Annotated in this window: 13 protein-coding genes; 7 read left to right on the top strand and 6 right to left on the bottom strand. The window is 64.6% G+C overall.

Going from position 1 to position 11,943, the window contains the following annotated elements; all coding sequences use genetic code 11:
* Positions 1–23 precede the first annotated feature (23 nt).
* Positions 24–518 carry a hypothetical protein gene (locus NKJ37_RS13905; protein ID WP_031213769.1) on the bottom strand — a complete coding sequence of 165 codons (495 nt, stop codon included), beginning with the start codon at positions 516–518 and terminating at the stop codon, positions 24–26.
* A 75-nt stretch (positions 519–593) separates the two neighbouring features.
* Between NKJ37_RS13905 and NKJ37_RS13900 the strand changes: the two genes are divergently transcribed.
* On the top strand, positions 594–1,235 hold the full coding sequence (locus tag NKJ37_RS13900; RefSeq protein WP_502895812.1) for a DUF922 domain-containing Zn-dependent protease: 642 nt from the start codon (positions 594–596) through the stop codon (positions 1,233–1,235).
* A gap of 81 nt (positions 1,236–1,316) precedes the next feature.
* Here NKJ37_RS13900 and NKJ37_RS13895 read toward each other — a convergent pair whose 3' ends face one another.
* Both NKJ37_RS13895 and NKJ37_RS13890 read right to left on the bottom strand, forming a co-directional pair.
* Positions 1,317–2,375: a Gfo/Idh/MocA family protein gene (locus tag NKJ37_RS13895; RefSeq protein WP_023813850.1), complete on the bottom strand. Its 1,059-nt coding sequence runs from the start codon at positions 2,373–2,375 to the stop codon at positions 1,317–1,319.
* A gap of 50 nt (positions 2,376–2,425) precedes the next feature.
* A complete protein-coding gene (locus tag NKJ37_RS13890) occupies positions 2,426–3,130 on the bottom strand; it encodes an SDR family oxidoreductase (protein WP_023813851.1) in 705 nt (234 codons plus the stop codon).
* A 127-nt stretch (positions 3,131–3,257) separates the two neighbouring features.
* Between NKJ37_RS13890 and gcvA the strand changes: the two genes are divergently transcribed.
* Positions 3,258–4,157, top strand: a complete 900-nt coding sequence (gene gcvA, locus NKJ37_RS13885; protein ID WP_352441258.1) for a transcriptional regulator GcvA — start codon at positions 3,258–3,260, stop codon at positions 4,155–4,157.
* On the opposite strand, the gene NKJ37_RS13880 is transcribed toward gcvA, so the two are convergent.
* Positions 4,154–4,615: an Lrp/AsnC ligand binding domain-containing protein gene (locus NKJ37_RS13880; RefSeq protein ID WP_023813853.1), complete on the bottom strand. Its 462-nt coding sequence runs from the start codon at positions 4,613–4,615 to the stop codon at positions 4,154–4,156. The genes gcvA and NKJ37_RS13880 overlap by 4 nt on opposite strands.
* A 127-nt stretch (positions 4,616–4,742) precedes the next feature.
* Between NKJ37_RS13880 and NKJ37_RS13875 the strand changes: the two genes are divergently transcribed.
* Entirely contained in the window at positions 4,743–5,738 is a 996-nt protein-coding gene (locus tag NKJ37_RS13875; protein ID WP_352774083.1) for an ornithine cyclodeaminase family protein, read from the top strand.
* A gap of 356 nt (positions 5,739–6,094) precedes the next feature.
* Here NKJ37_RS13875 and NKJ37_RS13870 read toward each other — a convergent pair whose 3' ends face one another.
* The gene (locus NKJ37_RS13870; RefSeq protein ID WP_128306018.1) at positions 6,095–6,712 is read right to left on the bottom strand and encodes a helix-turn-helix domain-containing protein; all 618 of its coding nucleotides are present in this window, start codon (positions 6,710–6,712) and stop codon (positions 6,095–6,097) included.
* A 137-nt stretch (positions 6,713–6,849) separates the two neighbouring features.
* Here NKJ37_RS13870 and NKJ37_RS13865 point away from each other — a divergent pair, with 137 nt between their 5' ends.
* The 3 genes from NKJ37_RS13865 to NKJ37_RS13855 are packed head-to-tail and all read left to right on the top strand — an operon-like array spanning position 6,850 to position 10,828.
* The gene (locus tag NKJ37_RS13865; protein WP_128306019.1) at positions 6,850–7,983 is read left to right on the top strand and encodes an NAD(P)/FAD-dependent oxidoreductase; all 1,134 of its coding nucleotides are present in this window, start codon (positions 6,850–6,852) and stop codon (positions 7,981–7,983) included.
* A gap of 55 nt (positions 7,984–8,038) precedes the next feature.
* On the top strand, positions 8,039–9,640 hold the full coding sequence (locus NKJ37_RS13860; protein WP_352774082.1) for an ABC transporter substrate-binding protein: 1,602 nt from the start codon (positions 8,039–8,041) through the stop codon (positions 9,638–9,640).
* A 3-nt stretch (positions 9,641–9,643) separates the two neighbouring features.
* Positions 9,644–10,828: a serine hydrolase domain-containing protein gene (locus NKJ37_RS13855; RefSeq protein WP_352441260.1), complete on the top strand. Its 1,185-nt coding sequence runs from the start codon at positions 9,644–9,646 to the stop codon at positions 10,826–10,828.
* Here NKJ37_RS13855 and NKJ37_RS13850 read toward each other — a convergent pair.
* Entirely contained in the window at positions 10,825–11,538 is a 714-nt protein-coding gene (locus NKJ37_RS13850) for a 3-keto-5-aminohexanoate cleavage protein (protein WP_352774080.1), read from the bottom strand. The two genes, NKJ37_RS13855 and NKJ37_RS13850, sit on opposite strands and share 4 nt — an antisense overlap.
* A gap of 197 nt (positions 11,539–11,735) precedes the next feature.
* Here NKJ37_RS13850 and NKJ37_RS13845 point away from each other — a divergent pair, with 197 nt between their 5' ends.
* Positions 11,736–11,930, top strand: coding sequence for a hypothetical protein (locus NKJ37_RS13845; protein ID WP_023813860.1), 195 nt, complete (start codon positions 11,736–11,738; stop codon positions 11,928–11,930).
* Positions 11,931–11,943 lie beyond the last annotated feature (13 nt).

Genomic DNA, 11,943 nt, shown 5'->3' with positions numbered 1-11,943 from the left:
CCGGCATCGAACTGTAGAGCCCCTCAATCCCCCTCCGCTGGCCCGGCCTTGCCGCACTGCGCCAGCACCTTGCCGATGGCCGCACTGGAGCCCTTCAGCGGAAAGCTGATCTCGCCATATTTGGCTGAACTGACCGACACATCGCCCTTCCCTCGCAGCAGGTCGAGCAGCGGATCGGCTTTCGCCAGATTGACCACGAAGTAGTTGTACATGGCCTCCAGCTGCAGCGTCTTCGTTACCGTCTTGCCGTCGGCCTTGAACGCGAACGAACCGCTGATGCCAGGCTCCAGTTGCTGGCCGGTGGCACCGAGATCGTAGCTCAGCACCGGCGTGTCGAAACAGGTCAGCATCAGATGCGCATCGCCTTTCGGCCCGCCGCAGACCGAGGCGGTCAGCACGCTGCCGCCCTCGTCTTCCTCCATCTTGGCGCTCCAGCCACCGCACGACGCGGCAAACGCCGGCTGCGCGGCCTGCAGGACCGCAACCGCACCGACGACGACGAGATGTCCAGCTCTCATGACTCCCCCCAATTGACTGCCTCCAGGGCATTTGCAGCGCCCGTCGGCAGCATATAGGAAAAGCGATCCGATGGCATGCCCGTTGCGGCAACCAGTCCTGTTTCGCGGAGAGTTGGATTGAAAGCCTGCGTTCGCCTGTGTCTGTCCTTTGCCGCCCTGCTGGCCTCGCCGCTCACCGCTCATGCCGAGTGGAAGCCGGTCGAGAAGATCGAGCCCTACGCGATCTCGGGCCGGTCCGGCGCCGAACTCTACCGCTCGATCGGCGAGAAAGGGCCAAAGCTCGGCATTGCCCGTGCCATCGCCTACACCAATTTCAAGCTGACCTGGGGGTTAAGGGACTACCGGCCCAGGGGCAAGGACTGCGTGCTGACGGCCGGGCGGCCGAAGCTGATCGTCACCTACACCTTGCCAAAACCCTCCGGCTCCCTGCCGCCCGCCGTCCAGAAGAACTGGGAAACCTTCATCGCCGGCGTCGCCGCCCATGAGAAGGTGCATGGCGCCAGCATGGTCCAGATGGTCCACGATATCCAAGCCGCTACGGACGGCCTGACCGTCGCCGACGATCCCAAATGCAGCAAGACAAGGGCCGAGGTGGTCAAGCGGCTCGACGCGATTTCGAAGGCGCGTGTGCAGGCAAGCCGAGATTTCGACCGCGTCGAATTCGGCGATGGCGGCAATTTGCAGAAACTGGTTTTTTCGCTCGTGACCGGCCCCTGACTGGCGCAGCCTCCAATCCGAAGTTGGCGGCAGTGCTATCTCGACCGCTGGCGCCCGCGCTCTCCGCCGCTTCGCCCCAGCTCACCGCGTTTCCGCACTCGCCCGCAGCTCCGCGCGCTTCTCGTCCGATACCACTGCCAGATCCAGCACCTGCTGCAATTCGGCGGCATGGCGGAAGGACGGTTCGGCTTGCACGCCGGATCGCACTGCGTCAGTGAAACGCTGGTAGTTGGTCGGCACCGTGCCGGCGTCGAGCTCTTCCCATATAGCGTTCTCGACGTTTTCGCCGATGCAGGCCTTGAGCGTCGAACCATCGAGATTGTGCACCACTTCGATGCCCCCCTTCTCGCCATAGATGCGCAGACGCAGCTCGTTGAGATGGCCTGTTGCCCAGCGGCTGGCATGCACCACGCCGAAGGCGCCGTTGGAAAAGTCCAGCGTCATGGCGAAGCTGTCATTGGCGTCGAGCCCGTAGTCGCCGATGCGGTTGCCGGGCGCCTTGTCGAAGGCGCGCAGCCGGCAGAAGACATGGTCGATGTCGACCGCGGCGCCATAGCTGGCGAAATCGAGGATGTGGATGCCGACATCGCCAAGCACGCCATTCGAGCCGTGGCCGCGCGACAGGCGCCACAGCCATTTCGGATCGGTGCGCCAGTCGCCCCAGAATTTCGACACCAGCCAACTTTGCAGATAGGACGCCTCGACATGCCTGACCATGCCGATCTCGCCCGCCTGCACCATCTGGCGAGCCTTCTGCAGCGCGGCGACGTTGCGATAGGTCAGGTTCACCATGTTGACGATGCCGGCGGCCTCGGCGGCGTCGGCCATCTCGGTCGCCTTGCCGAAGTTTTCGGCCAGCGGCTTCTCGCACAACACCGGCTTGCCGGCGGCGATCAGCGTCATGGTGGTCGGGTGATGGATGCGGTCGGGCGTGACATTGGCCACCGCGTCGAACTCGCCCCATGCCAGCGCCTCATCCAGCGCGGTAAAGCGGTTGGGAATGTCAAAGCTGTCGGCGAACTCGCCGACCCGGGCCGGATCGACATCGACCGCGCCGACAATGTCGACGCCGTCGATGGCGATGAAGCGCCGCGCATGTTCCTGCGCCATCCAGCCGGTGCCGAGTATCAAAAGCCGCATTCTTTGCTCCTTGGGGTGAGATGCCGGAGTCCCCCTCCCGATCGACGCCCTCAAATAGCGCGGATAATGCCGCCGTCGACCCGGATGTTCTGGCCGGTGATATAGCCGGCGCCTTCCGAAGCCAGGAAGGCGATGGTCGCGGCGATCTCTTCCGAGGTGCCGTAGCGCTGCATCGGCACGCTGTCGCGGCGCTCCTCGGTGGCCGGCAGGCTGTCGATCCAGCCGGGCAGCACATTGTTCATGCGTACATTGTCAGCGGCATAGGTGTTGGCGAAGATCTTGGTGTAGGCGGCAAGCCCGGCGCGGAACACGGCGGACGTCGGGAACATCGGGCTCGGCTCGACCACCCAGGCGGTCGAGATGTTGATGATGGCGCCGCCCTTCTGCTTGACCATCTGCGGCGCCACGATGCGCACCGGACGGATGACGTTCAGCAGATAGACATCCATGCCGGTGTGCCATTGCTCGTCGGTGATTTCGAGGATCGGCGCGCGCGGCCCGTGGCCGCCGCTGTTGACCAGCACGTCGATGCGGCCAAAGCGCTCCAGCGTCAGGTCGACGAGGCGCTGTAAATCTTCATTGGATTGGTTGGAGCCGGTGACGCCGAGCCCGCCCAATTCCCCAGCCAGCGCCTCGCCTTTTCCGGAAGACGAAAGGATGGCGACCTTGAAGCCGTCCGCCGCCAGCCGCTTGGCCGCCGCCGCACCCATGCCGCTGCCGCCGGCCACCACCACAGCTACTTTTTCTACACTCATCGGATTTTCCTCTCAGGGTTGGCGGGCACCGCAAACGGTGTTTTCGGGAGTTGAACGTCGATATAGCTGGTTTTCCACACCGGTTCGAACCAGAATGCTTGAAATCAACCTGTAGAAAAACTCCTGCATGCCAGAAGCCTTCCTCAGCCTGCCGCCATTGAATGCGCTGCGCGCCTTCGAAGCCTCGGCGCGTCATCTCAACTTCCGCATCGCGGCCGAGGAGCTGAACGTCACTCAAGGGGCGGTCGCCCAGCACATTCGCGGGTTGGAAGCCGATCTCGGCACAAAGCTGTTCGAGCGGCTGCCGCGCGGCCTGGCGCTGACCGATGAGGGCCGCGCCTATGTGCCCAACATCCGCCGCGCCTTCGACCTGATCTCCGAGGCGACGCTGCTGTTGCGTCCCGAACCGGCGCGGCTGACGGTCAGCGTGACGCCAAGCTTCGCCACCAAATGGCTGATCCCGAGGCTGCACGACTTCGTCGCGCACAACCCGCTTGTCGACCTGCGCGTTCTGGCCAGCGAGAGCCTGTCGAGCTTCCAGGCCGATGGCGTCGACATCGCGGTGCGCCAGGGCCGCCCACCCTTCGGCGCCGGTCTGGTCGTCGACCTGCTGTTTCCCCAGCAGATCATCGCCGTCTGCAGCCCGGCCTTGCTGCCGGAAGATGCTGCTGAAATCGCAGCCTCCGAAATCCAGCACCATGTGCTGCTGCACGATGCCCACAATCTGTGGCCGGAATTCATGGAGAAAGCGGTCGGCTTGAAGATGACGACCGAATTGAAACGGATGCGCTTCAACCAGACGGGCCTCGCCATCGACGCCGCCGTCGCCGGCCAGGGCATTGCGCTGGCCAGCCGCTTCCTCGTCGCCGCTGATCTCGCCACGGGCCGCCTGGTTCAGCCCGTCAGCGGCGAAATGCGCGGCACGCAGGATTTTTATGTCGTGATGCCGAGAAAGCAGCGGCACCCGGAGCCGACGCAAGCGGTGCGGCAATGGCTGCTGGATGCGGGGGAACGGCCGCCGGTCTAGATCGGCAGCAGGGCGTCGGGCTTCACATTGGCGATCGAGGCGTAGGTGTGCGTTTCCCGCACCCCGGGCAGCGGCAGGATGACCCGCTGCAAAAAATCCTGGAACATCGCCATGTCGGCGATGCGCGCCTTGACCAGATAGTCGAAGCCGCCGACCACCATGTGGCATTCGATGATCTCGGGCGCCCGCAGAACCGCCTCGGCGAAGCGGTCGAAGACATGCGGCGCCGTGTGGTCGAGCCGCACCTCGATGAAGACGAGCTGCGCCTGCCCGATCCGAGCAGGATCGAGCACCGCGCGCACGGCGCGGATGAAGCCTTCGGCGAACAGCCGCTTGACGCGCTGCGTCGCCCCGGTCGGCGACAGGCCGACCCGCCGCGCCAGATCGAGCGTCGTGCGGCGGCCGTCCTCCTGCAACAAACGCAGCAGCGAGCGGTCGATACGGTCGAGATCGTCCATTTCAGGATTCACGCTTTGTGAGCCGGGCACGCGTGATAGTCACGCCAAAATAACGAAAACAGCATATTTCATCACGCTGATAGATCGCAATACCGTTGTCGTGCAACCCATAACGAAAGCGGATTCCATGACATCAGCGATATCGACCTCCCGCAGCGCCCAGGCCAAGGGTGACACGCCCGTACTCATCCTGAGCGAGGCCGAGGTGAAAACCTGCATCGACCTGCGCCAGCTTCTCGACGTGCTCGCCGGCGGCTTCAAGGCCTTGTCCGGCGGCAAGGTGGTCAATCCGGCACGGCCGCAGCTCGACATTCCGCAGGTCGGCTATTCGCTGGCGATGTCGGCATGGATGGCAGGCATGCATCTGACGGTGAAGATCGTCAACGTCTTCGAGGGCAACGTCGCCAGAGGCATCCCCAGCCACCTCGCCACCATCCATCTGTTCGATCCGCAGACCGGCATGCCGGTCTGCGTCATGGACGGCACCTACATCACCGCCGTGCGCACCTCCGGCTCCGCCGTGCTCTCGGTGCGTGAACTCGCCCGCCGCGACGCCAAGGTCGCGACGGTGGTCGGCGCCGGTGTGCAGGCCGGCCAGCATCTCAATCTTCTGCCGCTGGTGCGCGACTTCACCGAGATCCGCGTCGTCTCGAAGGAATTTTCGGATGCCGAGGCGCTTGCCGCGCAGCATCCCGGCGTCGTCGCCGTCGCCGATATCGAGGCCGCGGTGCGTTCGTCCGACGTCGTCTGCCTGGCAACGCATTCCTATGCGCCGGTGATCTCGGCCGACTGGGTGCGGCCCGGCACTCACATCTCATCGGTCGGCGTCGCCCCGCCCGGCGGCGAACTGCCGGTCGAGCTTATCGGCAGGGCCAGCCTGTTCGTCGAGACCAGGGAGGCCTTTGCCCCGACGCCGGTCGGCTCCTGCGAACTCGCTGACCTCGATCCGCAAACCGGAACCGAGCTCGGCGACATGCTGCTCGGGCGGCGGCCGGGACGGGTTAGCGCCGATCAGGTCACCGTCTACAAGGCCATGGGCGTTGCTATGGAGGACATGGTGGCGGCCGATCTCGCCTATCGCGAGGCGGTTCGGCGGGGAATGGGGCGTGTGGTTGCGATGTAGTGGGGGCTCAATTGTCGAAGCCAGCGCCGCCCGTCAATAGGATCGTCCTTCTCCCCGTTTACAGCAGGGCTATCGCATATGGATTCTTGCGAGGAAGAACCCCCACCCTAACCCTCCCCACAAGGGGGAGGGAATGCTGCCGCGTGCCTTTAATTCTTGTTGGCGCCGAAAAGACAGGCGATTCTCTTGGGTCAGCGCCAACCGAAGTCTCCCTCCCCCTTGTGGGGAGGGGTTAGGGGTGGGGGTCCGTGCCGGGCAGACATCTCAGGAATTCCATATGCGATAGCCCTGCCCTTGCGGGGAGAAGATGGCGGCAGCCAGATGAGGGGCGGCGCAGCCATCGAGAATGTTAGTCCCTACCCCTCCACCGTCTCCAGCACGCTCAGCAGCGTGCCTTCCATATCAGGCTCGTCGCCGGAGCAGACGCACAGCATCTCGGCGTCGCCCTCGCCGACCGAGAGGTAGGCATGACCCATGGTGGAATCGATGTAGACGCTGTCGCCCTGTTTCAGCCGCACCGGCGCGTACTGGTCGGTGTGCAGTTCGATCTCGCCCTTGAGCACGATCAAAAATTCCTCGCCGGCATGCCTGGTCAGCGGGCCGAATTCCTGCGGCGTGCGGGCGCGTGCATAGGCGTGGATCGGCACCATGCGCTTGCGCACCAGATCGGTGGCCAGATAGCGGTAGTCGTAGTTGCGGGTCAGCTGGCGCAGCGTGTTGGACTGCGAAGTCACCGAACGACGGGTGCGCGCGGCCGGCTGCTTGCGGTCGCCGCTGAGCAGCTCGGTGACATGGATGTTCAGCCCCTCGCAGATCTGCAGCAGCTTGTCGTAGCTCAGCGACATCTGGTCGTTCTCGACTTTGGACAGCGTCGACACCGCGACGCCGGTCAGCGTGCTGACCTCCTGCAAGGTCCAGCCATGCGTTTTCCTCAAGCCGCGCAGACAATCACCGAGGTTCGGTTGCTCCGACATCGTCAGCTCCGTTGCGCGGCCCATCGAGCCGCCAGTCCACCCTAGGTAGTCCAACTCTCTGCCGCCATCAACAACACCAACAATTTTCTTATACGCTAAATATTGACTGGATACGAAATTATTTCTACCCCTAGGGCATGCAATCCAAGTCTATCCAAAAAATCGTCGTCATCGGCGGCGGCATTGCCGGCCTTTCGCTGGCGGCTGCCGTGCAGCCCTGGGCCGAGGTCACAGTGCTCGAGCGCGAGCCGCATCTCGGCTATCACGCCAGCGGCCGCTCGGCCGCGCTGTTTTCAGAAACCTATGGCAATGCACTGGTGCGGGCGCTGTCGCTAGCCAGCCGACAGGCGATCATCGATGGCGGCTTCGCCGCCCACCGGCGCGGCGCGCTGCACGTCGGCGGTGTCGAAGACAGTGCAGCCGTCGACCGCATGGCGGCCGAGATGCAGGCACTGGTGCCGAGCGTACGGCGCCTGTCAGCAGCAGAAGTCACCGCTCTGGTGCCGGTCATCGCCACGGCAACCACTTGCGGCGGCGTGCATGAACCCGGCGCGCTCGATGTCGACACGGGAAAGATGCTTGCGGCTTCAGCCTCCGCGCTCAAGGCCGGCGGCGGCGTGATCCGCACCGGCGAGGAAGTGCTGGAGATTTCCCGCGTCGCAAACGGCTTCAGCGTCACCACCAGTGCCGGCGCCTACCAGGCCGACATCGTCGTCGACGCCGCTGGCGCCTGGGTCGATGTCGTCGCCGGGCTGGCCGGTCTCTCCGGTCTCGGCTTCCGGCCGAAGCGCCGCACCGCCTTCCTGTTCGATCCGCCCGCCGGCATGGACATCAGCGCCTGGCCGCTGGTGGTCGATTTGCATGAACAATTCTACTTCAAGCCCGATGCCGGCAGGCTGATCGGCTCGCTGGCCGACGAGACCGATTCCGAACCCTGCGACACCTATCCGGAAGACATCGACGTCGCCATCGCCGTCGACCGCATCGAACAGGCGACGTCGCTGCGCATCGGCCGTCCGTCGACGCCCTGGGCGGGCCTGCGCACCTTTTCGCCTGACCGCACGCCGGTCATCGGTTTCGACCCTCGCCTGCCCGGCTTCTTCTGGCTTGGCGGCCAGGGCGGCTACGGTTTCCAGGTGTCGCTGACGCTGGCGCGGCTGGGCTCAGTGCTGCTGCGCGGCCAGCCGCTGCCGGACGATCTCACGGCACGCGGTATCACGTCCGCCGCGCTTGCGCCCAACCGTTTCATCACCCCGGCGGCGACGCCATGAACTTCACCGGCCTGCCCTTCCCCCAACCCGTAAAGTGTCATCAGGAGCGTTTGCGATGAAATCCGTTCTGCGCGCAGTCCTTACCTCGTCCTTGCTGGCCTCGTCCGTCCTTCTTGGCGGACAGGCCTACGCCAAAACCTTGGTCTATTGCTCGGAAGCCAATCCCGAGACCTTCAACCCGGCGATCGGCACGGCGGACTCCACCATGGATGCCGCCGCCAAGACGATCTTCAACCGGCTGGTCGAGTTCAAGCCTGGCACGACCGAAGTCGGGCCGGCGCTGGCCGAAAGCTGGGAGGTCTCAGCCGAAGGCAAGATCTACACCTTCCACCTACGCCACGGCGTGAAATTCCAGTCGAACGACCACTTTACACCGTCGCGCGAGTTCAATGCCGACGACGTGCTGTACACCTTCAACCGCCAGCGCGACGCCAGCAATCCCTACCACAAGCTCGGCGGCGGCGCTTACGAGTATTTCAACGCACTGGGCATGGGCACGCTGATCGACAAGATCGACAAGGTCGACGACCACACCGTGCGCTTCACGCTGACGGCTGCCAATGTCACCTTCCTGCCCGGCATTGCGCTCGACTATCTCTCCATCCTGTCCCTGGAGCAGACCGAAAAGATGGTCGCCGCCGGCACGCCGGAACTGATCGATAGCGAGCCCGTGGGCACCGGCCCGTTCGTGCTGCAGGCCTATGTCCCCGACAGCCAGATCCGCTACGCCGCCAACAAGGATTATTGGCGCGGCGCGCCGAAGATCGACACTCTGGTCTTCGCCGTTACGCCCGAACCGACCACGCGCGTCGAGCGTCTCAAGGCCAATGAGTGCCAGGTCGCCGCCCCGCCCCCGCCAAGCGCCGTCGCCGATTTGCGCACCGATCCCGACATCACCGTGCTCGACCTCAAGGGCCAGAACATTGGCATTCTCGGCTTCAATGTCGAACATCAGCCGCTCGGCGATGTCCGCGTGCGCATGGCGCTGGCCAAGGCCGTCGACCGCAAGGCGATCGTCGACGCCGTCTATGCCGGCGCCGGCACGGTCGCCGGCAGCGTCGTGCCGCCGGCGCAGATCGGCGCCGTCACCGATGCCGGCATCGACTATGACCCGGATGGCGCGAAGGCGCTGCTGAAGGAAGCCGGCCACGAGAGCGACCTGAAAATCAGCCTGTGGGCGATGCCGGTATCGCGGCCGTACAATCCCAACGCCAAGCGCATGGCCGAGATGATCCAGGCCGACTGGGCGAAAGTCGGCGTCAAGGCCGAGATCGTCAGCTTTGAATGGGGCGAATATCTCAAGCGCACCGCGGCGGGCGAACAGGACGCCTACCTGCTCGGCGGCAGCAGCGACAATGGCGACCCCGACAACATGCTGAGCTACCTGCTGTCCTGCGACGGCGTGAAGGGCGGCTCCAACCGCTCGCGCTGGTGCGATCCGGCCTTCGAGAAGCTGCTGCAGGACGGCCGCGTCGCCGCCGATCCGAAACAGCGCGCCGAGATCTATGCCAGGGCGCAAGCGATCCTGAAGGTTGAGGTGCCGGTGGCGCCGATCGCCCATTCGGTGGTGGCGATCCCGATCCGCAAGAGCGTGCTCAACTACGTGCTCGACCCCTTCGGCCGGCAGAACTTTGCCGATGTCGATATAGCGGAGTGAAGCTTGGCGACCCTGCCCTCGGGCTCGGCCCGAGGACGCACCGACATCATCTATGAAACCAGCAATTTAGCGGCGAAAGCAGAATCCATGCGTGAAGACCTGAACGCCCTCCTCAAGACCTATCTCACCGATGGCGCGGTAGGCGCATCACTCGCATACTCCACTGGCGCCGCACCAACCACCCTGACCGCCGGCCTCGCCGACCGGGAGCATGGCATTGCCGTCTCGCCTGAACGCCTGTTCAAGATCGGCAGCTGCACCAAGACCTTCGTTGCCGCGGCCCTGGCCAAGCTCGCCCAGGACGGCAAGCTCGATCTCGGAGCGCCGATCTCCGGCTGGTTTCCTTACCTGCCGGAAGCAAAAGACATTTCGGTGCGCCAGTTGATCAACCACCGCAGCGGCCTGCCGGAGTTCGAATATTACATTCCGATGGATCCGAGCCGGCAATGGACGCCGCGGCAACTGGTCGACATCGCCTTCGCTTCCGACAAGCAGAAGGCGCCGGGCGGACCCGCCGTCTACAACAACACCGGCTATGTGCTGGCCGGCATGGTGATCGAGGCGGTGACAGGCCAGTCGCTGGGCGGCTATGTCAGAAGCGCGGTGCTGCAGCCGCTCGGCTTGGAGAATACCTGGTCGCCGGCCACCGAAGCCTTTCCGGAAAAGTCGATGGTGCGTGGCTACTACCACCGCCCCCCGCCGCCGGCGAATGCGCCCACCGACATCGCCTCCGGCGGCGAGATGTGGCGCGTGGACGGCGTGCTGCGCTACTCCGACGAATTGCAGGATTCTTCCGATTCCTTCCCGTTCGGCGCCGCTTATGGCTGCGGCGACATGGTGTCGACGCCGTCCGACATGGTGAGCTTCATGCGCGGTCTCTTTTCCGGCAGAGTGCTGTCGCCGCCGTTCTTCGCCGAGATGTTCGAACACCGCGTGCCAGCGAGTTTTCCGGGCACCCGCATGCGCGAGACCGGCGCCGGCATGTTCCAGAGCGACTACGCCAACCGCGCCTTTTACGGCCACCAGGGCAGTATCCCCGGCTACGTCGCCGTCATGCTGCATGACCCGATCTCAGAGCTGACCATCGCCATGACCAGCAATGTCGGCTCCGGCAACCGCCTGTCCTTCCAGGCCAGCGGCTTGCATCCGGTGGTGGATAAGGCGATCCAGATCATTCTGGAAAACTAGCCGCGAAAGATCGCCACGGCGGCAGCGATGATCGCCGCGTTATCCTTCGCCACAGTTCCATCGGCGAGCGTCTTGCCGTCTTCCAGGCCGACCCGTGTCGACCAGCGCTTGCGATACGCAAGCTCGACGAGGGGCCAGACAGTTGTGTCGACGCCATGCAGCAGGATCGACCGCCGCACCCCTGCGCGATCGAGCACCGTGGCGATGCCGTGTGCCTCGTCGAGTGCCACGGACAGATCCGGGATGTCGATCTCGATCAAGATGCGCAGCACCCGGTCGTGGTCGGGAAGCGCCACGAAGCGCTCAGCGTCGGCGACGGTGGCAAGCCCGGCCTCGATGCCGACGCCACGCTGGCGCAACAGCTCCATCACGCGAGGCGCATCCACCTCCGACAGATTGACCGATGCATAGTCGGGCAGTTCCCGCCAGCCGGAGATCGCCGCACAGGTCCGCTCGACATCGTTCTCGATCCAGGCGCCCGTCGACACGCCTATAAGCGTGCCCGGACAGGCCTGACGCACCGCCAGCACGGTGGCATCGACGGCCGCGAGGCTTTCGCGCCCGCCAAGGCCGCGCGGGTGGATGTGCAGTTCGGAGGCACCCGCGGCGACGCAGGCGGCGGCATCGCCGGCCATCGCCTCGGCAGTCAGCGGTAGCGCGGGATGGAAATCGCGCGGACGCGCGCCGTTGATGCAGGCCTGGACGATCATCGGTCTCACCTCGGACAAGGGAGCCGACAGTCTAGTCGCGCGGCAAGGCACCGCAAAGAGTTGGGTGGCGTCACTCCTGACAGCGCATCTGCCGCGCCCTGTTTCTGCGGCATTTGAATAAAAGCCGCTTGTGGATATTTACCCGGCGTTCCCTCGTCTCCGGCAAGGTCTTCTAGGGCGGGATCATGGAGGGACCATTGACCAGCGATTTTTCAGCCGCCCGCATCCACCTCGAACGCGCCTATCATTATCTGCAAGGCAACGACGAGACGAGTCGCACGGCCTGTGAAGCGCTCGATCTGTTGATCGAAGCGGTGACGGAGGCGCAGCACAGGCGACCCGAGGCTGGAGTGCTGGAGTTTCCGCAATCAACGGCGCGGCGAACCGGATAGACTGTGGCGAGTT

The sequence above is a fragment of the Mesorhizobium sp. M0140 genome, from assembly GCF_040322475.1.
Lineage (GTDB): Bacteria > Pseudomonadota > Alphaproteobacteria > Rhizobiales > Rhizobiaceae > Mesorhizobium.
The sequence above is the reverse complement of the archived record's forward strand: the minus strand, read 5'-3'. Positions and strand labels throughout refer to the sequence as shown.

Bases quoted from the DNA above. Each gene is read 5' to 3' on its own strand.
- NKJ37_RS13865 (WP_128306019.1), top strand. From the start codon at position 6,850: ATGCAATCCAAGTCTATCCAAAAAATCGTCGTCATCGGCGGCGGCATT.
- NKJ37_RS13880 (WP_023813853.1), bottom strand. From the start codon at position 4,615: ATGGACGATCTCGACCGTATCGACCGCTCGCTGCTGCGTTTGTTGCAG.
- NKJ37_RS13870 (WP_128306018.1), bottom strand. From the start codon at position 6,712: ATGTCGGAGCAACCGAACCTCGGTGATTGTCTGCGCGGCTTGAGGAAA.
- NKJ37_RS13850 (WP_352774080.1), bottom strand. From the start codon at position 11,538: ATGATCGTCCAGGCCTGCATCAACGGCGCGCGTCCGCGCGATTTCCAT.
- NKJ37_RS13900 (WP_502895812.1), top strand. From the start codon at position 594: ATGCCCGTTGCGGCAACCAGTCCTGTTTCGCGGAGAGTTGGATTGAAA.
- NKJ37_RS13860 (WP_352774082.1), top strand. From the start codon at position 8,039: ATGAAATCCGTTCTGCGCGCAGTCCTTACCTCGTCCTTGCTGGCCTCG.
- NKJ37_RS13890 (WP_023813851.1), bottom strand. From the start codon at position 3,130: ATGAGTGTAGAAAAAGTAGCTGTGGTGGTGGCCGGCGGCAGCGGCATG.
- NKJ37_RS13895 (WP_023813850.1), bottom strand. From the start codon at position 2,375: ATGCGGCTTTTGATACTCGGCACCGGCTGGATGGCGCAGGAACATGCG.
- NKJ37_RS13905 (WP_031213769.1), bottom strand. From the start codon at position 518: ATGAGAGCTGGACATCTCGTCGTCGTCGGTGCGGTTGCGGTCCTGCAG.
- gcvA (WP_352441258.1), top strand. From the start codon at position 3,258: ATGCCAGAAGCCTTCCTCAGCCTGCCGCCATTGAATGCGCTGCGCGCC.
- NKJ37_RS13875 (WP_352774083.1), top strand. From the start codon at position 4,743: ATGACATCAGCGATATCGACCTCCCGCAGCGCCCAGGCCAAGGGTGAC.